The sequence below is a fragment of the Sphingomonas kyeonggiensis genome (assembly GCF_014196745.1).
Taxonomy (GTDB): Bacteria; Pseudomonadota; Alphaproteobacteria; order Sphingomonadales; family Sphingomonadaceae; genus Sphingomonas; species Sphingomonas kyeonggiensis.
On the sequence record NZ_JACIEH010000001.1, the window covers coordinates 1,765,360 to 1,787,077 of the forward strand.

General features: G+C 66.9%; 15 protein-coding genes. 8 read left to right on the plus strand and 7 right to left on the minus strand.

Annotated features, from left to right (window positions below; translation table 11 throughout):
- Complete coding sequence (locus tag GGR46_RS08320) at positions 1 to 1,155, plus strand: isovaleryl-CoA dehydrogenase (RefSeq protein WP_183996308.1); 1,155 nt, start codon at positions 1 to 3, stop codon at positions 1,153 to 1,155.
- Positions 1,152 to 1,520: a hypothetical protein gene (locus GGR46_RS08325; RefSeq protein ID WP_183996309.1), complete on the plus strand. Its 369-nt coding sequence runs from the start codon at positions 1,152 to 1,154 to the stop codon at positions 1,518 to 1,520. The genes GGR46_RS08320 and GGR46_RS08325 overlap by 4 nt, the downstream gene beginning before the upstream one ends.
- A 45-nt stretch (positions 1,521 to 1,565) precedes the next feature.
- On the opposite strand, the gene GGR46_RS08330 is transcribed toward GGR46_RS08325, so the two are convergent.
- A complete protein-coding gene (locus GGR46_RS08330; RefSeq protein WP_246425932.1) occupies positions 1,566 to 3,635 on the minus strand; it encodes a M13 family metallopeptidase in 2,070 nt (689 codons plus the stop codon).
- A 127-nt stretch (positions 3,636 to 3,762) separates the two neighbouring features.
- Here GGR46_RS08330 and GGR46_RS08335 point away from each other — a divergent pair, with 127 nt between their 5' ends.
- Positions 3,763 to 5,364: a carboxyl transferase domain-containing protein gene (locus tag GGR46_RS08335; RefSeq protein WP_183996314.1), complete on the plus strand. Its 1,602-nt coding sequence runs from the start codon at positions 3,763 to 3,765 to the stop codon at positions 5,362 to 5,364.
- A 20-nt stretch (positions 5,365 to 5,384) separates the two neighbouring features.
- Here the strand turns inward: GGR46_RS08335 and GGR46_RS08340 are convergent, their stop codons facing one another.
- Complete coding sequence (locus tag GGR46_RS08340) at positions 5,385 to 5,816, minus strand: endonuclease domain-containing protein (protein ID WP_183996316.1); 432 nt, start codon at positions 5,814 to 5,816, stop codon at positions 5,385 to 5,387.
- A gap of 76 nt (positions 5,817 to 5,892) precedes the next feature.
- On the opposite strand from GGR46_RS08340, the gene GGR46_RS08345 reads away from it, so the two are divergent.
- The 5 genes from GGR46_RS08345 (at position 5,893) to GGR46_RS08365 (ending at position 10,462) form a co-directional block, all read left to right on the plus strand.
- On the plus strand, positions 5,893 to 6,405 hold the full coding sequence (locus GGR46_RS08345; RefSeq protein ID WP_183996319.1) for a nuclear transport factor 2 family protein: 513 nt from the start codon (positions 5,893 to 5,895) through the stop codon (positions 6,403 to 6,405).
- Entirely contained in the window at positions 6,402 to 6,725 is a 324-nt protein-coding gene (locus tag GGR46_RS08350) for a DUF3088 family protein (RefSeq protein WP_183996893.1), read from the plus strand. The genes GGR46_RS08345 and GGR46_RS08350 overlap by 4 nt, the downstream gene beginning before the upstream one ends.
- Before the next feature lie 124 nt (positions 6,726 to 6,849).
- Positions 6,850 to 8,796 carry an acetyl/propionyl/methylcrotonyl-CoA carboxylase subunit alpha gene (locus tag GGR46_RS08355; protein WP_183996321.1) on the plus strand — a complete coding sequence of 649 codons (1,947 nt, stop codon included), beginning with the start codon at positions 6,850 to 6,852 and terminating at the stop codon, positions 8,794 to 8,796.
- Positions 8,796 to 9,251, plus strand: coding sequence for a MaoC family dehydratase (locus tag GGR46_RS08360; protein ID WP_183996323.1), 456 nt, complete (start codon positions 8,796 to 8,798; stop codon positions 9,249 to 9,251). The genes GGR46_RS08355 and GGR46_RS08360 overlap by 1 nt, the downstream gene beginning before the upstream one ends.
- Complete coding sequence (locus GGR46_RS08365; RefSeq protein WP_183996325.1) at positions 9,248 to 10,462, plus strand: flavin monoamine oxidase family protein; 1,215 nt, start codon at positions 9,248 to 9,250, stop codon at positions 10,460 to 10,462. Before GGR46_RS08360 ends, GGR46_RS08365 begins: the two co-directional genes overlap by 4 nt.
- A 136-nt stretch (positions 10,463 to 10,598) precedes the next feature.
- On the opposite strand, the gene GGR46_RS08370 is transcribed toward GGR46_RS08365, so the two are convergent.
- The 5 genes from GGR46_RS08370 to GGR46_RS08390 form a co-directional block, all read right to left on the minus strand.
- Positions 10,599 to 12,062 carry an FAD-dependent oxidoreductase gene (locus GGR46_RS08370; protein WP_183996327.1) on the minus strand — a complete coding sequence of 488 codons (1,464 nt, stop codon included), beginning with the start codon at positions 12,060 to 12,062 and terminating at the stop codon, positions 10,599 to 10,601.
- A gap of 53 nt (positions 12,063 to 12,115) precedes the next feature.
- Complete coding sequence (locus tag GGR46_RS08375; protein WP_183996329.1) at positions 12,116 to 16,339, minus strand: translocation/assembly module TamB domain-containing protein; 4,224 nt, start codon at positions 16,337 to 16,339, stop codon at positions 12,116 to 12,118.
- Positions 16,339 to 18,627 carry an autotransporter assembly complex protein TamA gene (locus GGR46_RS08380; protein WP_343058083.1) on the minus strand — a complete coding sequence of 763 codons (2,289 nt, stop codon included), beginning with the start codon at positions 18,625 to 18,627 and terminating at the stop codon, positions 16,339 to 16,341. The genes GGR46_RS08375 and GGR46_RS08380 overlap by 1 nt, the downstream gene beginning before the upstream one ends.
- Positions 18,628 to 18,737: 110 nt before the next feature.
- Complete coding sequence (locus tag GGR46_RS08385) at positions 18,738 to 20,813, minus strand: malate synthase G (RefSeq protein ID WP_183996331.1); 2,076 nt, start codon at positions 20,811 to 20,813, stop codon at positions 18,738 to 18,740.
- Between the two features lie 81 nt (positions 20,814 to 20,894).
- Positions 20,895 to 21,344, minus strand: coding sequence for a MarR family winged helix-turn-helix transcriptional regulator (locus GGR46_RS08390; protein ID WP_183996333.1), 450 nt, complete (start codon positions 21,342 to 21,344; stop codon positions 20,895 to 20,897).
- Positions 21,345 to 21,718 lie beyond the last annotated feature (374 nt).

Sequence of the window (21,718 nt, forward strand, 5' to 3'; positions counted from 1 at the left end):
ATGGAACCCACGCTCGATTTCGGTCTCGGCGAGACCGCCGACATGATCCGCGAGACGACACAGCGCTTCGCCAAGGAGCGGATCGAGCCGCTCGCGGCGAAGATCGATGCCGAGGACTGGTTCCCCCGCGACGAGCTGTGGACCGCGATGGGCGAGCTCGGCCTGCACGGCATCACCGTCGAGGAGGAATTTGGCGGCCTGGGCCTCGGCTATCTCGAGCATGTCGTCGCGCAGGAAGAGATCGCCCGCGCCTCGGCTTCGATCGGACTAAGCTACGGCGCGCACTCCAACCTGTGCATCAACCAGATCCGCCGCTGGGCCAGCCCCGAGCAGAAGGCCAAGTACCTCCCCAAGCTGATCTCGGGCGAGCACGTCGGCAGCCTCGCCATGTCGGAGGCCGGCGCCGGCTCGGACGTCGTCTCGATGAAGCTGCGCGCGGAGAAGACCGACCGTGGCTATGTGCTCAACGGCACCAAATTCTGGATCACCAACGCAGCCTATGCCGATACGCTGGTGGTCTACGCCAAGACCGGCGAGGGCTCGCGCGGCATCACCACCTTCCTGATCGAGAAGGACATGCCCGGCTTCTCGATCGGCCAGAAGATCGACAAGATGGGCATGCGCGGCTCGCCTACCGCGGAGTTGGTGTTCGACGATTGCGAAGTGCCCGAAGAGAATGTCATGGGCCCGCTCAACGGCGGCGTCGGCGTGCTGATGTCGGGCCTCGACTATGAGCGCACCGTGCTCTCCGGCATCCAGCTCGGCATCATGCAGGCCTGTCTCGACGTCGTCCTGCCGTATCTGCGCGAGCGCAAGCAGTTCGGCCAGCCGATCGGTCATTTCCAGCTGATGCAGGCCAAGGTCGCCGACATGTACGTCGCACTGAACAGCGCCCGCGCCTATGTCTACGCCGTCGCCAAGAACTGCGATGCCGGCCGGACCACGCGCTTCGATGCGGCCGGCGCGATCCTGCTCGCTTCGGAGAACGCCGTGAAGGTGTCGCTCGAGGCGATCCAGGCGCTGGGCGGCGCTGGCTACACCAGGGACTGGCCGGTCGAGCGCTTCGCCCGCGACGCCAAGCTGCTCGACATTGGCGCGGGCACCAACGAGATTCGCCGCATGCTGATCGGGCGCGAGCTGATCGGCGCCGCGTGAAGGCGCTCCGCATCCTGGGGGTGATCGGCGCGATCCTGCTGATGGCGGGCGAAGGCTATCGCTCCTGGGGCGCGGGCCGACCGGCGGTGTTCTGGATGGACGACATGCTGGCGGGCAGCATGATGATCGCCGCCGCCATCCTGGTCGGCCGCCAGAGCTTCGCCACGCGCAGCTTCTTCGCTGCGAGCTGGGGCGTCGCCGTCGGCATGCTCTATGGCAGCTTCTTCGGGAAGCTCTACGACCCGGCCAGCAGCAATCCCGGCAATTTCTCGATCGGCCTGCTGACCTGGCTGGTCGGCGCCGCGTTCGTCATCGCGATCGGCGGACTGGTGGCCAGCATCCTGCTGCCTGCACCGCGGCGCTGAGCTTCAAATTCCTCCCCGAGACGAGCTCGGGGAGGAATTATGGCTTCACCAGATTTTCACGCGCTTGTCCGGCGCCAGGTACAGCTTCTCGCCCGGCTGGACATTGAACGCCGGATACCAGGCATCGAGATTGCGTACGGTGAAGGCGCGCCAGCGGCCCGGCGCGTGCGCGTCGGTTGCCACCTCGGCCCGCAGCGCCTGGTCGCGCTGCTTCTCGCGCCAGCTCTGCGCGAAGGCCAGGAAGAAGCGCTGGTCGCCGGTCAGCCCGTTGATCACCGGCGCCTCCTTGCCGCCCAGCGAGGCGTGATACGCCTCATAGGCCGCGGTAAGCCCCGCCACGTCGGCGATGTTCTCGGCCAGCACCTGCTTGCCGTTGAGGAACAGCCCCGGCAGCACCTCATAGGCGCTGTACTGCGCCGCCAGCGCGGCGCTCGCCTGCTGGAAGTGCTTCAGGTCCTCGGGCGTCCACCAGTTGCGCAGCTTGCCGGCGCTGTCGAAGCTCGAGCCCGTATTGTCGAAGCTGTGGCTGATCTCGTGCCCGATCGTCGCGCCGATCGAGCCATAGTTCGCCGCCGCGTCCGACTTGGGATCGTAGAACGGCGCCTGCAGGATCGCCGCCGGGAAGTTGAGCGCGTTCTGCAGCGGCAGGTTCACCGCGTTCACCGTCTGCGGCGTCATCCACCACTCGCCCTTGTCGACCGGCTTGCCGATCTTGGCGAGCTGGTGCTGGGTCTCGGCCTTGTCCGCCCGCATCAGATTGCCGACGGGATCGTCCGCCTTCACCTCGAGCGAGGCATAGCTGCGCCACGTCTCGGGATAGCCGACGCCCACGCGCATCGTCTCGATCTTCTTGCGTGCCTCGGCCTTGGTCGCCTCGTCCATCCAGCTGAGCCCGGCGACGCGCTTGTCGAACGCCGCCTTGATGTTGGTCACCATGTTCTGGATGTCGGTCTTCGACGAAGCCGGGAAATAGTCCTTCACATAGAGCTGGCCGACCGCGTCGCCCAGATTGTTGTTCACGCTGGCGATGGCGCGCTTGTCGCGCGGGCGCATCGCCTGCTGGCCGCGCAGCTGCTTCGAGAAGAAGTCGAAGCTCGCCTGGTCGAACTTCGCCGGCAGCACCGCGGTGACCTGGTTGATCTGGTGGAAGGCTAGCCAGTCCTGCCACGCCTCGATCGGCTCGCTCTCGACCAGCTTGGCGAGCTTCACAGTCGTGTCCGGCTGCCAGACGACAAATTCCTGCTGACCGCCCAGTCCTGCGGCGACCCAGAAGCCGTCCCAGTCGATCCCGGGCGCCTTGGCGGCGAAGTCGGCCTTCTTCCACCAGTTGTTGGCCTTGTTGGGATCCTGGCTGGCGACCAGGTCGGTATGCGCGGTGGCGATCTTCGTCTCCAGGTCGAACACCCGCCCGGCGCGCGCCGCCGGATCGCTCATGCCGGCGAGCGTGAAGATCTTGGCCAGATACGCCTTGTAGCCCTCGCGCGCCTTCTTCATCTCGTCGGTCTGCGAGAGATAATAGTCGCGATCCTCGAGCCCCAGCCCGCCCTGCAGCACATAGGGAACCGTGGTGTCGGGCTTGTCGAGCGCCTGGCTGACCCACAGGCCGAACAGGTTCTCGGTGTGGAAGTTGGTCGCGTTGAGCGGATCGAGATCGGCGCGGACATTTCCGCCCAGCATCGCCGAGAGTGCCTTCTTGTCCTTCAGCGCGGCGATCGCGTCCAGGACCGGCTTGAGCGGGGTGATCCCCCGCGCCTCGATCCCCGCGGTGTCCGTATAGGCGTTGTACCAGTCCGCGATGCGCCGCGTGTCGGTGCCCGCAGCGGCATTCGCCTTCAGCGCGGCGTCGATGATCGCCTTGTTGTTCGCCTCGGCCTTGTTGAACACGTCGAGGAACATGCCGGTCGCGGTGCGGTCCGCCGGGATCTCGGTCTTCGCGCGCCAGCCGCCATTCGCATATTCCTCGAAATCGTCGCCTGGCTTCACCTGCTTGTCGAGCCCGGCCAGGTCGACGCCGACCCCGGTGCCGGCCGCTGCGGTGGTACCCGTGCCCGGTCCGGACGGGGTGCAGGCGGTTGTCGCGAGCAGCGCCGCGACAAGGAGCGTATAAGTCTTCAACGCGACTCTCCTGTATTGCTGTATGGCAGGGGTGCTACTCCTGCATCCTGCGTTACGCCAGCACCTTCCCATGCCCGCTTCGGCGGTGTAGGGAGAGGAAAACTAGGACAGGAAGGATGCCCTATCTATGAGCGCCCCGGTGCTCGATTCGAGGGTTGCGGCGGACGCGGAGGATTTCCGCGCGCGCGCTGCGCATAACCGCGCCTTGGTCGATCAACTCCGCGCCGATGTCGCCCAGGCGGCGCTCGGCGGCAGCGCGGCTTCGCGCGAACGCCACACCGCCCGCGGCAAGCTGCTGCCCCGCGAGCGCGTCGAACGGCTGCTCGATCCCGGAGCGCCGTTCCTCGAGATCGGCCAGCTCGCAGCCTGCGACATGTACGAGGGCGAAGTGCCCGGCGCCGGCATGATCGCCGGCATCGGCCGTGTCTCCGGCCGCACCGTGATGATCGTCTGCAACGACGCCACCGTGAAGGGCGGCACCTATTATCCGATGACGGTGAAGAAGCATCTCCGCGCCCAGGAGATCGCCGAGCAGAACCGCCTGCCCTGCATCTATCTGGTCGATTCCGGCGGTGCCAACCTGCCCCACCAGGCCGAGGTCTTCCCCGATCGCGATCATTTCGGCCGGATCTTCTTCAACCAGGCCAACATGTCGGCCAAGGGCATCCCGCAGATCGCCTGCGTGATGGGCAGCTGCACCGCCGGCGGCGCATACGTCCCCGCGATGAGCGACGAGACGGTGATCGTCCGCGAACAGGGCACGATCTTCCTCGCCGGCCCGCCGCTGGTGAAGGCCGCCACCGGTGAAGTCATCACCGCGGAGGATCTCGGCGGCGGCGACCTCCATGCCCGCAAGTCGGGCGTGGTCGATCATCTCGCCGAGAATGACGAGCATGCGCTGACCATCGTCCGCGACATCGTCAGCCACCTCCCCGCCGATCGCAATCCGGACATCGCGCTGCTCGATCCGCGCGCGCCGAAATACGCCGCCGAAGAGCTGTACGGCATCATCCCCGAGGATGTCCGCGCGCCCTATGACGTGCACGAGGTGATCGCCCGCCTGGTCGACGGCAGCGAGTTCCACGAGTTCAAGGCGCTCTACGGCACTTCACTGGTCTGCGGCTTCGCGCATATCTGGGGCATGCCGGTGGGCATCATCGCCAATAACGGCGTGCTGTTCAGCGAAAGCGCCCAGAAGGGCGCGCATTTCATCGAACTGGCCTGCCAGCGCCGCATTCCCCTGCTCTTCCTCCAGAACATCTCCGGCTTCATGGTCGGCGGCAAGTATGAGGCGGAAGGCATTGCGAAACATGGCGCAAAGCTGGTCACGGCAGTCGCCACCGCCACTGTACCCAAGATCACCGTGCTGATCGGCGGCAGCTTCGGCGCCGGCAATTACGGCATGTGCGGCCGCGCCTATTCGCCGCGCTTCCTGTTCACCTGGCCCAACAGCCGCATCTCGGTGATGGGCGGCGAGCAGGCGGCCAGCGTGCTGGCGACGGTCCACCGCGACGCGGACAAATGGACGCCGGAAGAGACGGAGGCCTTCAAGGCCCCGATCCGCCAGCGCTACGAGGACGAAGGCAACCCCTGGCACGCCACCGCGCGCCTGTGGGATGACGGGATCATCGATCCGGCCCAGACCCGCGACGTCCTCGGCATTGCGCTGGCTGCAACGCTGAATGCGCCGATCCCCGAGCGGCCGGCGTTCGGCGTGTTCCGGATGTGAGAGAAGAAGCGGCCTTCCCTTCATTCCTCCCCGAGCTCGTCTCGGGGAGGGGGACCGCCCGGCGCAGCCGGGTGGTGGAGGGGCAAGCGCGCAAGCGCTTCAACAACGATCCCCCGCAAGACAGCATCGAGGTCCCGAAGAACCTCGGCCGCCGGCACTCGCAGCGTCGCGATACCGCATCCCGCCAGCCAGGCGTCCCGCCGCGCATCCCGAGCAGGCCGTTCGCCAAACCCATGCGCCCCGCCATCCACTTCGATCGCAAGCCGAGCGTCGCTGCAATAGAAGTCGAGGCTGAACTCGCCCGTCGCGTGCTCGTGTCGAAACTTGAGCCCAGCAGGTCGTTTGCGAAGCTCCCGCCACAACAGCCCTTCCGGCAGGCTCATCTCACGCCGCTGCGCTCGCGCCCGCTGCACAGCGCGCTTGCTCCCTCTGGGCGCATGATCCTTGAACATCGCAACCGCCCCTCCACCATGCTTCGCATGGTCCCCCTCCCCGAGACCAGCTCGGGGAGGAATTGAAAGGTCCGGAATGAAGCAGCTTCTCCTCGCCGCCCTCCTCTTCGCCCCGCTCCCAGCCCTCGCGCAGTCCGGGCCGGTCACCCCCACCCTCAAGCTCCCCCCGGCCAATCCGCTCCCCTATGAGGACGCGGAAGCCGCTGCGGTGCTTGCCCCGATCAACGCGATGTTCGCCGGTCTCGCCGCGCATGACGGCGCCGCGATCCTCGCGCAGACGCGTCCCGAAGGCGGCGCCACCGTAGCGGTCGAAAAGCCCGATGGCAGCCGCACGATCCGCCACCTCAGCTGGGCCGACTTCGCCGGCGGCATCAAGCCAGGTCCGGAAAAGCTCGAGGAGCGCATCTCCACGCCCGCGATCGAAGTCGATGGCGATATCGCCATGGTCTGGGCACCTTATGTCTTCCTGATCGATGGCAAGGCGCATCATTGCGGCACCAACCATTTCGACCTGATCCGCGAGAATGGCAGCTGGAAGGTGCTCAACGTCACCTGGTCGCAGCGCACCACCGGATGCACCGTGCGATGAGCCGCGACACGCTCTTCCTGCTCGACCCCGACTGGGCCGACCCGGCCCATGGCGGCGAACGCCATTTCTACTGCAAGGAATGCATGATCGTGGAGGGCCTGCTCGCCACCTTCCCCGAGCGCGCCGCCAATATCGACGTGGTCCGCGTCGCCTGGCCTCGCCCCCGCACCGCGGTGGTCGAGGCAATCGGCGAGGACAACCAGAACCTTCCCGCTCTGGTCTGGGCCAAGGAAGACGGCAGCGTCGGCTTCGCCAACGACATCGAAGCGCTGCTCGCTGCATTGGCCGAGCGCCATGGCTTCCCGGAGCGGCACCCGTGAGCACTGGAAATGTAGGATTTTCCATGTTGAAACCGGACTCGGGAGTCCACCGACACCGGCCGCGCGCCTGTGTGTGGAGATTCAAGGGATTCAAGACAATGCACAACCAGATGGTTGAATATCGATGATCAAGTCCCTGCTCATCGCCAATCGCGGCGAGATCGCCTGCCGCATCATCCGCACCGCTCGTGAGCTCGGAATCCGCACCGTCGCGGTCTATTCGGACGCTGATGCCAAGGCGCTGCACGTCCGCCAGGCGGATGAAGCCGTGCACATCGGCCCCTCGCCGGCCCGCGAATCCTATCTGGTGGGCGAGAAGATCATCGCCGCGGCCAAGGCAACCGGCGCGGAAGCAATTCACCCGGGATACGGCTTCCTCTCGGAGAATGCCGATTTCGCCGAGCAGGTGATCGCCGCCGGCCTGGTCTGGGTCGGCCCGAAGCCGGACAGCATCCGCGCCATGGGCCTGAAGGACGCCGCCAAGGCGCGGATGATCGCGGCCGGCGTGCCCGTCACCCCCGGCTATCTCGGCGAGGACCAGTCGCCCGACCGGCTCAAGGCCGAAGCCGACGCGATCGGCTATCCGGTTCTCATCAAGGCCGTCGCCGGCGGCGGCGGCAAGGGTATGCGCCGGGTCGATGCAGCGGGGGATTTCCTCGACGCCCTCGCCTCTTGCCAGCGAGAGGCCGCCAGCTCGTTCGGCGACGACCGGGTGCTGCTCGAGAAGTACATCCTCTCGCCACGCCATATCGAAGTGCAGGTGTTCGGCGACAGCCACGGCAATGTCGTCCACCTGTTCGAGCGTGACTGCTCGCTCCAGCGCCGCCACCAGAAGGTGATCGAGGAAGCCCCGGCTCCCGGCATGGACGAAAAGACGCGCGAGGCGATCTGCGCCGCCGCCGTCCGCGCAGCCCAGGCGGTCGACTATGTCGGCGCCGGCACCATCGAGTTCATCGCCGATGCCAGCGAAGGCCTGCGCGCCGATCGCATCTGGTTCATGGAGATGAACACCCGCCTCCAGGTCGAGCATCCGGTGACCGAGGAGATCACCGGCCAGGACCTGGTCGAATGGCAGCTTCGCGTCGCCTCGGGAGAGGAATTGCCCAAGCGTCAGCGCGAATTGCAGATCCACGGCCATGCGATGGAAGCGCGCCTCTATGCCGAGGACCCCACCAAGGGGTTCCTGCCGAGCATCGGCCGTTTGGACGATTTCCTGCTCCCCCATGCCATCCGCATCGAGACCGGTGTCGTGCAGGGAGGTGAGGTCAGCTCCTTCTACGATCCGATGATCGCCAAGCTCGTGACGCACGGCCTGGATCGCGACGAGGCGCGTTCCCGGCTCGCCGAGGCGTGCAAGTCCGTTCGGGTCCGGCCGATCAAGACCAATGCCGAATTCATGGCGCACGCCCTGGAAGATCCGGATTTCGTCGCCGGCACGATCGATACCGGCCTGATCGAGCGCAAGCTCGACAGTCTCGTCGAGCGTGAGACGCCCGATGCGAAACTGCTCTCGGCGGGTGCGCTGCTGTTGCTCGCCCATTCCGGCAAGCCCATCGCCGAACAGCCGATCCTCTCGAGCAGCGGCGGTCGCGAATGGGTCGCCACCGCATCGACCCGCTGGAACCCCTTGTTCGGCTTCCGATTGAACGCCGCGCCGCAGCACAAGGTGCGGTTCGCCGTCGATGACGAGGTGCTGGAAATCGACCTCGACGCGACCGGGCCGGTTGAACCCTATACCTATGACCATGAGGATGACGGGAGCTGGGCTCAGTCTGAAAAGGGCTTCGCACCCCACTTCTTCTCCTTCCCTGCCTCCAAGGGCGGCGGCGCAGGCGCTTCCGCAGGCAATGGCGCGATCCTGGCCCCGATGCCGGGCCGGGTCACCGCGGTCGAGGTCGCGGCGGGCGACACGGTCACCAAGGGCCAGCGCCTCGTCACGCTGGAGGCGATGAAGATGGAGCATGGCCTCACCGCGCCGTTCGATGGCACGATCGCCGAATTGAACGTGGCGCAGGGCAGCCAGGTGAGCGAAGGTGCACTGCTGGTGAAGGTCGAGAAGGCGGAAGACTGATGGCAGGCAGGTATTTCGACGAATGGCAGGTCGGCGACACCGTCGCCCACGAACTCCGCCGCACCGTTACCGAGACGGACAACCTCCTGTTCTCGACGATGACCCACAACACCCAGCCGCTCCACCTCGATGCCGAGGCGGCGAAGGCGAGCGAGTTCGGCCAGATCCTCGTCAACGGCACCTTCACCTTCAGCCTGATGGTCGGCATCACCGTGGGCGACACCACCGCCGGCACCTTGGTCGCGAACCTCGGCTATGACGAGCTGCGCATGCCCAAGCCGGTGTTCATCGGCGACACGCTGCGCGCGACAAGCGAAGTGACCGAGCTGCGCCCGAGCAAGTCGCGTCCCGGCCAGGGCATCGTCACCTGGAAGCACCGCATGCTCAACCAGCGCGACGAAGTGGTGTGCGAGTGCCTGCGCTCCGCCCTGCTCAAGAGCCGGCCGGCGGCATGAAGGACAGCGCCGACATCGTCGTGATCGGTGGCGGTGCGGCGGGCGTCGCGGCGCTGCGCACCCTCGCCGATGCCGGCAAGGACGTGCTGCTGCTCGAGGCGCAGGACCGGCTCGGCGGCCGCGCGCATACCGTGCACGTCGCCAGCATGCCGATCGACATGGGCGCGGGCTGGCTCCATTCGGCGACCAAGAACCCCTGGGCGGCGATCGCCGAGGCGCGCGGGTTCCAGGTCTACCGCTCGCCTGCGCGCTGGGGCGAGCAATGGCGCGGGCTCGGTGCCACCAAAGCGGAGCAGCAGGCGCTCTGGGCCGCGTTCGAGACGTTCATGGACGCGATGCACAGCCCGCCGCCGAGCGATCTCGCCTCCGATCTGCTCCCGCCGGACGGCGAGTGGAACGCGGCGCTCGACGCACTCTCCGGCTATATCAACGGCGCCCCGATGCGCGAGATGTCGGTGACCGACTGGCTCGCTTATGAAGAGGCCTCGCTCGACATCAACTGGCGGGTCTGCGACGGCTATGGCGCGCTGGTCTCCTCGCATGCCGCCGCGCTGCCCGTGGCATTGGCCACGCCGGTCACCGCGATCGACACCTCGGGCAAGCAGCTCCGCATCGAGACGCCGCGCGGCACGGTCATCGCCAATGCCGCGATCGTCACCGTCTCCAGCAACGTCCTCGCCAGCGGCGCGATCCGCCTGCCTGGCCATGACGCGATCCTCCACGCCGCCTCGGAACTGCCGCTCGGCCTGGCCGACAAGCTGTTCTTCACGCTGGAGGACGCCGAGGAGATCGACGACAACGCCCATCTGCTCGGCAATCCGCGCAGTGCGCTGACCGGTACCTACACGCTCAAGCCCTTCGGCCGCCCCCTCGTCGAGTGCATGCTCGGCGGTGAAGGTGCCCGGGCGATGGAGAAAGAAGGGCTGGACGGCGCCGCGGAGTTCGCCATCGGCGAGCTGGTCCACCTGCTCGGCAGCGACTGGCGCAAGCGGCTCCGCTTCGTCGCCGGCTCGGCCTGGGGCCGCGAGACGTATGTGCTGGGCGGCTACAGCCACGCCCTGCCCGGCCGCCATGCCGCCCGGGCGATCCTCCGCGACGGTGTGGACCCGCGCATCCGCTTCGCCGGCGAAGCGACCTCGGACGGGGAGTTCTCGACGGCGCATGGCGCGTACAACAGCGGCGTCGCAGCGGCGAAGGCGTTGCTGGGCTAAACTCCTTCTTCCCCTTGGGAGAAGGAAGGGGCCCGCCGCCGAAGGCCAGTGGGAAGGATGAGGGTGAGCGCACCTTGGATGCCGCCGCCTGCAGATCGGCTACCCTCAGCCAACCCTCTCCCAAAAGGAGAGGGCTTTACGCCGCCTTCCCCACCGGTGCCGGATTGGAGAATTCCATTTCCTGGTCGATCCCGCCGAACTTGAGTGCCATCACGTCGCGGGCATAATTCTGGTTCAGCCTCCACGGCTTGCGATGCCCCTGGCGGGGCAGCTTGTCCGAGGCGCGCTGGACATAGCCCGAGGTGAAGTCGAGGAACGGCACCTCTTCCACCGGTGCCGCCAGCCGCGGCGTCACCTGCCGCATGCCCCGCTTGCGCATCGCGTTGAGCAGGCGAGTGACATAGTTGGCGGTCAGGTCTGCCTTCAGCGTCCAGCTGGCATTCGTGTAACCGAACGCGATCGCGAAATTGGGCACGTCGGAGAACATCATGCCCTTGTAGGTCATCGCCTTGGCCGGCTCGAACAGCTTGCCGTCGACAGTGATCGGCATGCCACTGAACAGCTGGATCTCGAGGCCGGTGGCGGTGACGACCAGGTCTGCCGCGATCTCCTTGCCGGAACCAAGCTTCAGGCCCGTCTCGGTGAAGCGGTCGATCGTGTCGGTCACCACCTCGGCCTTGCCGCCCTTGATCGAGGCGAACAGGTCCGCATCGGGCACCAGGCAGACGCGCTGGTCCCAGGGATTGTAGCTGGGTGTGAAGTGGGTGCCGACATCATAGTCCGGCCCCAGCTCGTCGCGGACCATCTGGACGATCCGTTCCCTGGTCTTCTCCGGGTTCTTGCGGGCGAGGCGGAAGAAGAATTGCTGGAGCAGCACATTCTTCCAACGGGTGAGGCCATAGGCGGTCATTGCCGGCATCCAGCCCCGCATCCAGTTGGCGATGGCATCCTGCGAGGGCCGGGAGACGATATAGGTCGGCGAGCGCTGGAGCATGGTGACCTGCTTCGCCTGCTTGGCCAGCTCGGGCACCAGCGTGACGGCGGTCGCACCGCTGCCGATCACGACGACGCGCTTGTCCTTGTAGTCGACGTCCTCGGTCCAGAATTGCGGATGGACGATCCGCCCCTTGAAGTCCGCTGCCCCGGCAAAGTCGGGCGTGTAACCCCGCGCATAATTGTAATAGCCGGTGCACAGGAACAGGAAGGCGCAGGTGAAGGTCACCGTCTCTCCGCCCCGCTCGGCGGTGACGGTCCACAGCGCATCCGCGCTCGACCAGCTCGCGCCGGTCACCCGGGTCGAATAGCGGATATGCTCGCCAATCCCGTAATCCTTCACCGCCTCGTCGAGATAGTTGAGGATCGACGGCCCATCGGCGATCGCCTTGCTCTCGGTCCACGGGCGGAAAGAGAACCCCAGGGTGAACATGTCCGAGTCCGAGCGGATGCCCGGATAGCGGAACAGATCCCAGGTGCCGCCCAGCCGCTCGCGGCCTTCGAGCATCACATAGCTGCGGTCCGGGCTGTTGGTCCGGAGATGCCAGGCCGCGCTCACGCCGGAGATGCCGGCCCCCACGATCACCACGTCGAAATGCTCGGCCACGCGCCCTCTCCCGCCGGTCTGTTTACACCAGTGTAAACAGAAAACGCGCCGGCTCAATAATCCCGCGAATATTTGAGGCTGACGCTCGATCCGCCGAACGACCCCGCCTGGGAGAGCAGGCTCAGCGTGCGGCTGAGCGAGATCTCGAGCTGGGTAGCGGTGAAGCCCCGCGCATCGGTGATGATCTCTACATAGATGTCGTCAGTCAGGTACTTGCCCGCCGCCAGCGCCATGCCGCGGCCACTGACGTCGTCGGCGCCGAGGATGCGCAGCCGGTCGATGCCGGTGGCGGACTTGAGCTGACCGAGCGGATTGAGCCCGCCGCCCGAGCCGCTGAGCGACTGCAGCGCAGCCGCGAGCTGGATCGCCTCGGTGGCCGACAGGTTGGTCACATTCGTGCCGAAGAACAGCCGTGCCAGCACTTCCTCCTGCGGCAGCGTCGGCGTCGAGCTGAACGCGATCTGCGGCTGCTGGGCGGTACCGGACACGGTGAGGATCGCGGTGATCCCTTCCGCCGTGGTGCTCGCCTGGATGTCGATACTCGGATTGGTCAGTGCCGATCCCTGGAAGCGGATCGTGCCACGCGAGATGTCGAAGCGGCGGCTGGCGAAGCTGTAGGTGCCGCGCACGATCTCCATCGTGCCGCGGATATCGGGCGATAGCGTGGTGCCGCGCACATTGATCTGCGCGCGCCATTCGGACTCCAGCCCCATGCCGGTGACGAACAGCCGATTGTCGGCGTTGATGCGCAGGTTGAGGTCGAAATCGCCGAAGGAACGGCGGACCACGCTGGCCGGTTCGTCCACTTCGCCGGTCGCGCGCTTGCGGCGGATACCGGTGAGCTCGGGCACTTCTGCGGCACCCTGGCGGATTATCTGGTAGTGCGCCTCGGGAATGGTCAGCCGGCCCTCGATCTTCGAGACATCGGGGTTCTTGGTGATCGTGATCTGGCCTGTCGCCGTAGCTCCCAGCGCGTCACTGCGTGCGAGGCGGGCATTGTTCAGGTCCGCGGTGATCGAGATCGGATAGCCGTTCGCCGAGGACAGGCTCACCCGGCCCTGCGCCTTCACCGTGCCGTCACCCGCCTTGGCGGTGAGCGAGTTGAGCAGGAACGCGTCGTTCGAGAAGGTACCGTCGATCTGCATGCCCGTGAGCCGGGTGCCGAAATTCTCGTTTTCATAGGTGAGGTTGGTCGCACGGACCACGCCGGTGAGGCGCGGCTCCTCCACCTTGCCCGAGAAGTCCGCCGCGATGCCTATCGGTCCGTCGAACTGCTGGCCCGAAAGGCCGGCCAGGGAGAAGGGCACCGCCGCCGGGCCGTTATAGCGGATACCGCCGGAGAGCGGCGCGGCGAACATGCGCTCGGTCCAGGAGCCGGCATCTGCCCCGAGCGGGCTCAGCGTCGCCACCACCCGGCCGATCGTCGTGTTGCCGCGCCGGATCAGCGCGCGCGCGTCGCCCCCACCCGGCAGCAGCTTGCCCACGAAGCTGACGTTCACCGGAGTCGAGACGCTGGCCAGACTCGCCCGGGTGAAGTCGGCGATCTCCAGCCGCGCATCGGCTGCGGGGAAGGCCTCGGGCGAAGTCTGGGCGAAGTCCAGGCTGCCGGTCGCGGTGCCGCCGATGCCGAGATCGGGGACGAAGGCGTTGATCGCCGCCAGGTCGAGGCTGTCGAGCCGCGCCTGGAGCACCATGCCCTTGCCATAGCTGCCGGCGATCCGCGCCTTGCCCCGGTCGAAATCGAGCTGGGTCGGCGAGAGGTGATAGACGCCGTCGCGGATCGCGATGCGTGCCGGCTGGGTGGTGTGGAAATTCACCCCGCTGCCATTGCCCTGCACCGCGACCAGCCAATTGTCCGGCGCCAGCTTGGCGTTCGCCGCGATCTGGAAGGGCACGCCGGTCGAGCCGTTGGCGAAAAGCTGCGCAGTGCCGTTGCCGCCGGCATAGGCGATCTTAGCCCGCGCGGTCTTCAGCACGAAATTGCCCTGGCGCAGGTTGGCGATCTGCACGTCGCCGGTGATCTCCGGCGTGTCCGCCAGCACCACGGTCCCGTCGATCAGCGCGCGGCCGATCGTCAGTCCCGCCTGGCCCGGAATCTTGGCGTTGGAAGCGGTCGCATGCACGTCGGCCCGCTGCAGCTTGCCCTGCGCCGACAGTGCCGCGCGGCCGACCACGCCCGATCCGTTGAACGCCACCGCGCCCTCGAAAGGCCCGGCGGCGGTCTGGGCGACCTTGCCGGTGATGTCCATGCCGGCAAAACGGCCCGCATTGATGTCGATCGCCAGCCGGTTGCCGGTGCGCACCAGCACATCGGCATTGAACGGCCCGTAATCGGTGTCGCCCTTGGCCAGCACCGCCCAGGCATCGCCACGCCCGCGCACCTGCGCCTCCAGATTGGCGAGGCCGATCCCCAGCCCCGGCTTGGTTGCCTTGAGCAGCACCACCGGCGCGTTGAGCGTACCGATCACCCGCGCGGTCAGCGGGCCATATTGGTCGGACACCGCATCGGCGTTGATCAGGATCGGCCCGGCCGGGTCATAGCGCCCGGAACCCCGCAGCACGCGGAATTTGGGCGCCTTCATCCTGACGTCGCTGATGCTGATCACGCCCTTGGGATCGAGCACCAGCCGCGCCGAGGCGACCGCATTCCCGCCGAGGAACTCGCGCGCGCCGTCGCTGAAGATCTTGCGCGAATTGCCAGCGATGTGCCCCTTGATACCCCAGCCACCTCCCGGCGCCGCGTACAGCTCGGCATCGGTCTTCAGGTCGACGATGCCCACGCCGTCGATCTGATAGTCGTTCACCCGGCCCTTGAGCGCACCCGTATACCGCCCACGCCCGACATCGGCAGCGATAATCGCCGTCGCGTCGATCTTGTCCGATCGGATGCGCAGATTGTCGGACAGCACCTGCTGGCCCGAAATCGCCAGGTCGCCGTTCACGGTCAGGTTGGTCACCAGCCCGCCCGCCGCGGCGTTCAGCCCCGACACCCGCTTCGCCCGCGCCTTCACCGGCACGAGGATACGGTTCGCGTCCACCTGCGCCCGGCCTTCGGCATAGAGCTGCTCGGCCACCATCTCGCCAAAGCCGATCGCCCCGGCGCTCAGCTTGTAGTCGACCACCGGCCGATTGAACGCGCCATCCAGCGCCAGCGCGGCGCGCACCGATCGCCCGACCAGGTTCGGCGCGATCGTCCCTGCCTTGAGCAGGACAGCATCGATCTTGAAGTCGTGGAAGGTGTTGCGGCCAAGATCGATCTTGCCCTTGCCTTCAACCGAGAGCGCATCGGAATGCAGCTTGATCACGCCGTCGGCAACGCGGTCGCCCCAGGTCATGTCGAGGTCGAGATCGAGCTGCGGCGATGCCAGCCGCTCGACCGGCCCCTTCAGCCACACGCCGGGATGAAGCGGCCCGCGCAGCTGGAAGCGGCCATTGGTCGCGGTCAGGTCGAGATTGGCGATCTGCGCACCGCCCAGCGTGCCGAGCGCCTTGCCCTGCCAACGTGCCCAGTCGCCCTTGCCCTGCACCGCAAGCGCCAGCGGCGCCTCGAGCCCGGCCAGCCCCGCGACTAGCCCCTTGGCCGGCGCATCGAGCTTCAGGTCGACATCGAACCGGTTCTTGTCCGGCGTCGCATCCAGCGTCAGCGCCAGCTTGTCCCCGCCCGGCACGTTCGGACCGGTCAGCGTGGCGCCGTCGAGCACCAGTTGCGCCCGCCCGTCGGCGAGATGGGCCTTGCCCGCCAGTCGCCCGAGATAGCGCGCGCGACCGTCGACTTCCTTGGCGATGTCGATCCGCGCCACATCTAGCCGGCCGATATCGATATTCAGGTCCGGCAACAGCGGCGCGTTCGGATCGCCCGACGGCTTGAGCGCCGGCATCCGGAGCAGCTTGACCTCGGGACTGGTCGCGCTGCGCACGTCGATCCGGTTGTTGAGATAGGCGAAGGGCCGCCAGTCGACGCGGATCTCGCGCGAGGTGGCGAACACGCCCCTGGTATCGCGCGCCTGCACGTTGCGCAGGATCATCGCGCCATAGAGCGATCCGTCGATCCGTCCGATGCGGAAATTGAGTCCCGATCCCAGCGTCAGACGCGCGATCTGGTCGGCGACGAAGCGCCGGCCGGGCTGGGTGTTTATCCCCAGCACCAGCGCCCCGATCGCCAGCGCGAGGCCCGCCAGCGCGATCCCCGTCCATTTGGCAACGCGCTGCCACAGCGGCCGGCGGACCTTCACGACTTCGGGCTCGGCCGCCACGGCTTCGGGCGTCTCCTCGGCCATCAGAAGGCCTGCCCGATCGAGATGTAGAGCGAGATCTTGGATTCACCCGGCTTGCGCGCGATCGGCGTCGCCACATCGACGCGGATCGGGCCGAAATTGGTGTAGAGCCGTCCGCCGATGCCCGCGCCGAAGCGGATGTTCTGGCCCGTCGGGTAGATGCCCTCATAGACTTGGCCGGCGTCGATGAACGGCACGATGCCGTAATTGCCGAAGCGGTAGCGCGCCTCGATCGCGAACTCGTTGAAGCTGCGCCCGCCCACCGGCTTGCCGTCCGGGGCGCGCGGGCCGAGCTCCTGATAGCCGAAGCCGCGCACCGATCCGCCACCGCCGGAATAATAGCGCCGCGAGGGCGGCAGGTCGTCCCGTGCGATGCCCACGATCGAACCCACCCGCGCCCGCCCGGCGATCACGATGTTGCTCGATACCGGCTGGTAATAGGTGCCCTCGAGCATGAAACGCGCATAGGGCCGCGCCGCGCCGCGCACCGAAGTCTCCGGGCTGGCATTGCCCTTGATCCGGAAGCCGCGCGTCGGGTTCAGCAGATTGTCCGAGCTGTCATAGCCCAGGAACAGCGGCGCCGCCGCGATCAGCCAGGTGCCGCGGTCGCGCTGGTTACGGTTGTAGTTCCAGCGGTCCTCGTTCGAACCGACCAGCTCGGCGCCGTAATAATAGGTCCAGCGCTTCTGCCAGATCGGCGTGGAATCGCGCGAATATCGGAAGGAGAGCGTGCCGGTATAGCTCTCGTACGCGTCATAATCCTGGTGGTTCAGCTGCGCCGCGATCTGGAAGGTCCTGTCGCGCTGCCCGGCATTCGAGCGGCGGAAGGTGGTGGTGAGCCCCTGCTCCTGCGTACCGAGCACGCCCGCCACGATCAGCGCGCCCTCGGGCGGGAACAGATTGCGATGCGTCCAGCTGCCGGTCAGGCGGATGCCCTGCCCGGTCGAATAGCCGAGCTCCGCCGCCAGCGTGCGCGGCCGGCCCGGGTTCTGGCGGACCAGCAGGTCGACCACCTCGGTGTCGTCCGGACCCGCCTGCCCCGTGCGCACCGGCTCTACCGAGACGGTGGAGAACAGGCTGGTGGCGATCATCGCCTCGCGCAGGTCATCGACCGCACGCACGTCATAGAGTTCGCCCGGCTTGTAGCGGCGCAGCACCCGGATGTGATCGGCGTCGAACACCAGCTTGCGCGCCCGGCGCTGCCGGCGCTCGCCGCGCTGCCCCCGCTCCGCACGCTGCGCCTTGCGCTCGGCCTCGCGCGCCGCCTGCTCGGCAAGCGTCCCGCTGCCCACTTCGGTGCGGATGTCGCCGAACACCGCCCGCGGCCCGAGAGCCACCGGCAGCGCATAATCGCCGATATGGGTCTCCTCATCGAGCAGGATGTCACGCTGGCCGACCTTGACGAAGGGATAGCCCTGCTGCGGCAGGCGCAGCGCCACATTGGCCTCGGCGCCCTGCACGCGCTCCGCTTCGATCGGATCGCCGGGATTGAGGTTCAGCTCGCGCAGCAGCAGCCCCGGTGGCACGGTCGGATCGCTCGACACCGTGACATTGCCCAGCCGGTAGAGCGGCCCCGGCGTGGCGCTGATCGTCGCGCGCACGGTGCCCGGGGTCTTCGGGTCCTGGTCGATCGTCGAGACCGCGGTGGCGTCGTAATAGCCGCGCGAATTGAGCAGGCGGATCGCCAGCCGCTCGTCCTCGCGCGCCCGCGCCGCCACCATCGCCGCGTTCGCCGCCTTCCCGCCGCCATTCTCCAGCGCGGAGAGGTCCTCGAACAGGTCCTCGAGCCCGACCGCGGACAGGCCTTCCTCATGCGTGGTGTAGCGGATCGTCACCGATTTCTTGTCGGCGACCTTGTCCTCCACCGGCGGTTCGACCTTGAACTCGGCAAGCGGCGGCAGCGGCCTGGCGAACTCCGGATCCTCGGCAGGCGCGGCGGCGAAGCTCTCCTCGGCCTGGTCCTTCACCTGCTGCGCCGCCTGACCCTGCGTCACCGGTGGCGGCGTGGGCGTCGGCGCGCCGGCGGGCGACGGCATCGCCTCGAGCGGGGCGTTGATGTCGCCCTCGATCTTGGGCATCGCCGCCTCGAACTGATCATCGGGTACGATCGGGCTCTCGTCGACGGGTGCGACGACCACGGTGCCGTCCTGCGCCGGGGCCGGCTTGGGACTGCCAGGCTCGGGCCCGGAAGGCGGCGCACCCTGCCCCGGCTTCGGATCCGAAATCTGGGCATGCGCCAACCCCGGCACAAATGCCGTACCGGCGAGCGCCGCCAGCCAAATCCGCTTCACCCCTTTACGCAACAGGCTCCCTTTCGAGCCGTCTACCTACCCCGGCCCTCTCGCAAGCGTAACGACCCAAATGCACTTTGGGTCCCCTAATTTCCGAAAGTCAGGGGATTTCAGCGTGCTACCGCCTTCGCTTCAGCGCGAAATCTGTGGAGAAGTGGTTCGGTATAGCCATTGGGCTGCTCCAGCCCCTCGAACACCAGCGCCCGCGCCGCCTGGAAGGCCAGGCTCGTCGCCTCGTTCCCCGCCATCGGCCGGTAGAGCGGGTCGGCCGCATTCTGAGCATCGACCTTGGCCGCCATGCGCGAGAGCGCCGCGTCGATATCCGCCGCGTGCGCCACACCGTGGAGCAGCCAATTGGCCATGTGCTGCGAAGAGATGCGTAGCGTCGCGCGATCCTCCATCAGCCCGATGTCATGGATGTCGGGCACCTTGGAGCACCCGACGCCCTGGTCGATCCAGCGCACGACATAGCCGAGGATACCCTGGGCATTGTTGTCGAGTTCCTGCGCGACTTCCTCCGCCTGCCAGTTGCGCCCCACCGCCAGCGGGACGGTGAGCAGCGGCTTCAGGCCCGGAACCGCCTCGCCGGCAATCTCCTTCTGCCGGGCGAAGACATCGACCTGGTGATAATGGAGCGCATGGAGGGTTGCCGCGGTGGGGCTAGGCACCCAGGCGGTATTGGCCCCGCTCATCGGATGCGCGATCTTCTGGGCGAGCATGTCGGCCATCCGGTCCGGCGCCGCCCACATCCCCTTGCCGATCTGCGCCTTGCCCGACAGGCCGCAGGCGAGCCCGATGCGGACATTGCGGTCCTCATAGGCCTTGATCCAGTCCGCGCCCTTCATCTCGCCCTTGGGGACCATCGGTCCGGCACGCATGCTGGTATGGATCTCGTCGCCGGTGCGATCGAGGAAGCCGGTGTTGATGAACACGATCCGATCGCGGACGGCATGGATGCACGCGGCGAGGTTTGCCGAGGTCCGCCGCTCCTCGTCCATCACGCCGACCTTGATCGTGTGGCGCGACAGCACGAGCAGGTCCTCGACCGCGTCGAACAGCGCGTTGGTGAAGACGCATTCCTCGGGCCCGTGCATCTTGGGCTTCACGATGTAGATCGAGCCCGCGCGGCTGTTGCGATATCTGCCCATGCCGCGAACGTCGTAGAGCGCGATCGTGCTGGTCAGGATCGCGTCGAGAATGCCCTCCGGCGCCTCGCTGCCATCGGCCAGATGCAGCGCCGGCGTGGTCATCAGATGACCGACATTGCGGACGAACAGCAGCGCCCGGCCCGGCAACGTCACACCCTGGTCATAGGTCCGGTCAGGGTTCAGCGTGCGAGTTACCCGCCTGCCGCCCTTCTCGAAGCTCTCCTCCAGGTCGCCCTTCATCAGCCCCAGCCAATTGGCATAGGCGGTAACCTTGTCCTCGGCATCGACCGCGGCGATCGAGTCCTCGAGATCGATGATCGCAGTCAACGCCGATTCGAGCAGCACGTCGGCGATACCCGCCGGGTCGCCCTTGCCGATCGGATTCTCCCGATCGACCACAACTTCGACATGCAACCCGTTATGCTTGAACAGCAGCGAGTTGCCGCGCCAGCTGACGAACTCGGCAACGCCCTTGTCATGGAAGATCGGCGGCTCCTCCGAAGAGGACATCGTTGCCCAATCCTCGCCCGGCACTGAAATCGTCCGGTTGAGAAAATCCTTGGCGAACGCGATCACCTGCGCCCCACGCTCCGCATCATAGCCGCCAGGCTTCGCCACCCCTGGCAGCGCATCGGTGCCGTAGAGCGCGTCATACAGGCTCCCCCAGCGCGCATTGGCTGCGTTGAGCACGAAGCGGGCGTTGAGCGCCGGCACGACCAGCTGCGGCCCGGCCATCGTCGCGATCTCGGCATCGATATTGCGCGTGCCGATCGCGAACGGCGCCGGTTCGTCGACCAGATAGCCGATGTCGCGCAGGAACTTCTCGTCGCCCGACAGCGTCGGATTGGCGTCGATCATCGCCTGCAGCGCATCCCGCTTCGCCAGCAGCGCCCGGTTCTCCGGCGCGAATCGCGCGAATATCTCCGCCACACCGGCCCACCACCCCTCGGCTGCGATATCGAGCCCGGGCAGCACCCGCTCCTCGACGAAGCGCGCGAGCGGTTCGGCGACGGACAGGCCGGAACGAATGACGGTCATGAAAATCCTCCTGGCAGACACGATATTTCAGCGTTCGCCTGGGGAGGGCAAGCCCGGCTTAGGCGATAGCCGGGCCCGGGATCAACCCTTTGCTTCGAGCCGCTCCACTGCCGTCTCGATCCGGTCGAGCATCTCGCGGAGCAGTTGGCGCTCCGCGTCCGAGAAACCGGCGAAGACCTGCCGCTCGAGCTCCAGCGCCTTGGGCGCGACCTCTTCATAGAGCTCCCACCCCGCCTTGCTCAGCGTCAGCAGGTGCGAGCGCTGGTCGCCCGGATTGCTCGCCCGGCTTATCAGCCCGCGTTCGGAAAGCGCGATTGCGGCCCGGCTCACCGTCACCTTGTCCATCCGGGTGCGCCCGCACAGGGCCTGCTGACTCATCGCTCCGCCTTCGGCGAGGATCGTCACCAGCCGCCATTCGGGAATCTTGAGCCCGAACAAGGCGCGGTACGCGCTGGCCACCGCATCCGATACCGCGTTCGACGCGATCGACAGGCGATAGGGCAGGAAATTCTCGAGTGTCAGCGCGGTCATAGCGCGTTCCTATTTATCATATTCCTCCACGCACAACTGACAACGTTGACCAGTTGCAATTTTTGCAATGCTACCGGTAACATTACGCACTTGCGATATGAACCGCTGCGATGCACAAAGATCGGGCCTTTCAGGCATCCTCTCCTAAGACTTTCACGGCCGTCCTTCGGGGCGGCCTTTTTTTTGCGCGCAGCCGGCGGCGCCCGCAAGTGCGTCTAGTGCGTATTCCTGTCACGAAGCTGTCGCGATGCTGGCTTTCCCCGGCGAAGGCCGGGCCCAGTCCCGGTGCAGCTGGTTGAGGCAGTCGAACCTCCAAAGCGTATCGCGGCAGCCCCCTCCACCAGCTTCGCTGATCCCCTCCCCCTGCGGGGGAG

Bases quoted from the DNA above. Each gene is read 5' to 3' on its own strand.
- GGR46_RS08320 (WP_183996308.1), top strand. From the start codon at position 1: ATGGAACCCACGCTCGATTTCGGTCTCGGCGAGACCGCCGACATGATC.
- GGR46_RS08335 (WP_183996314.1), top strand. From the start codon at position 3,763: ATGAGCGCCCCGGTGCTCGATTCGAGGGTTGCGGCGGACGCGGAGGAT.
- GGR46_RS08340 (WP_183996316.1), bottom strand. From the start codon at position 5,816: ATGTTCAAGGATCATGCGCCCAGAGGGAGCAAGCGCGCTGTGCAGCGG.
- GGR46_RS08345 (WP_183996319.1), top strand. From the start codon at position 5,893: ATGAAGCAGCTTCTCCTCGCCGCCCTCCTCTTCGCCCCGCTCCCAGCC.
- GGR46_RS08350 (WP_183996893.1), top strand. From the start codon at position 6,402: ATGAGCCGCGACACGCTCTTCCTGCTCGACCCCGACTGGGCCGACCCG.
- GGR46_RS08355 (WP_183996321.1), top strand. From the start codon at position 6,850: ATGATCAAGTCCCTGCTCATCGCCAATCGCGGCGAGATCGCCTGCCGC.
- GGR46_RS08360 (WP_183996323.1), top strand. From the start codon at position 8,796: ATGGCAGGCAGGTATTTCGACGAATGGCAGGTCGGCGACACCGTCGCC.
- GGR46_RS08365 (WP_183996325.1), top strand. From the start codon at position 9,248: ATGAAGGACAGCGCCGACATCGTCGTGATCGGTGGCGGTGCGGCGGGC.
- GGR46_RS08375 (WP_183996329.1), bottom strand. From the start codon at position 16,339: ATGGCCGAGGAGACGCCCGAAGCCGTGGCGGCCGAGCCCGAAGTCGTG.
- GGR46_RS08385 (WP_183996331.1), bottom strand. From the start codon at position 20,813: ATGACCGTCATTCGTTCCGGCCTGTCCGTCGCCGAACCGCTCGCGCGC.
- GGR46_RS08390 (WP_183996333.1), bottom strand. From the start codon at position 21,344: ATGACCGCGCTGACACTCGAGAATTTCCTGCCCTATCGCCTGTCGATC.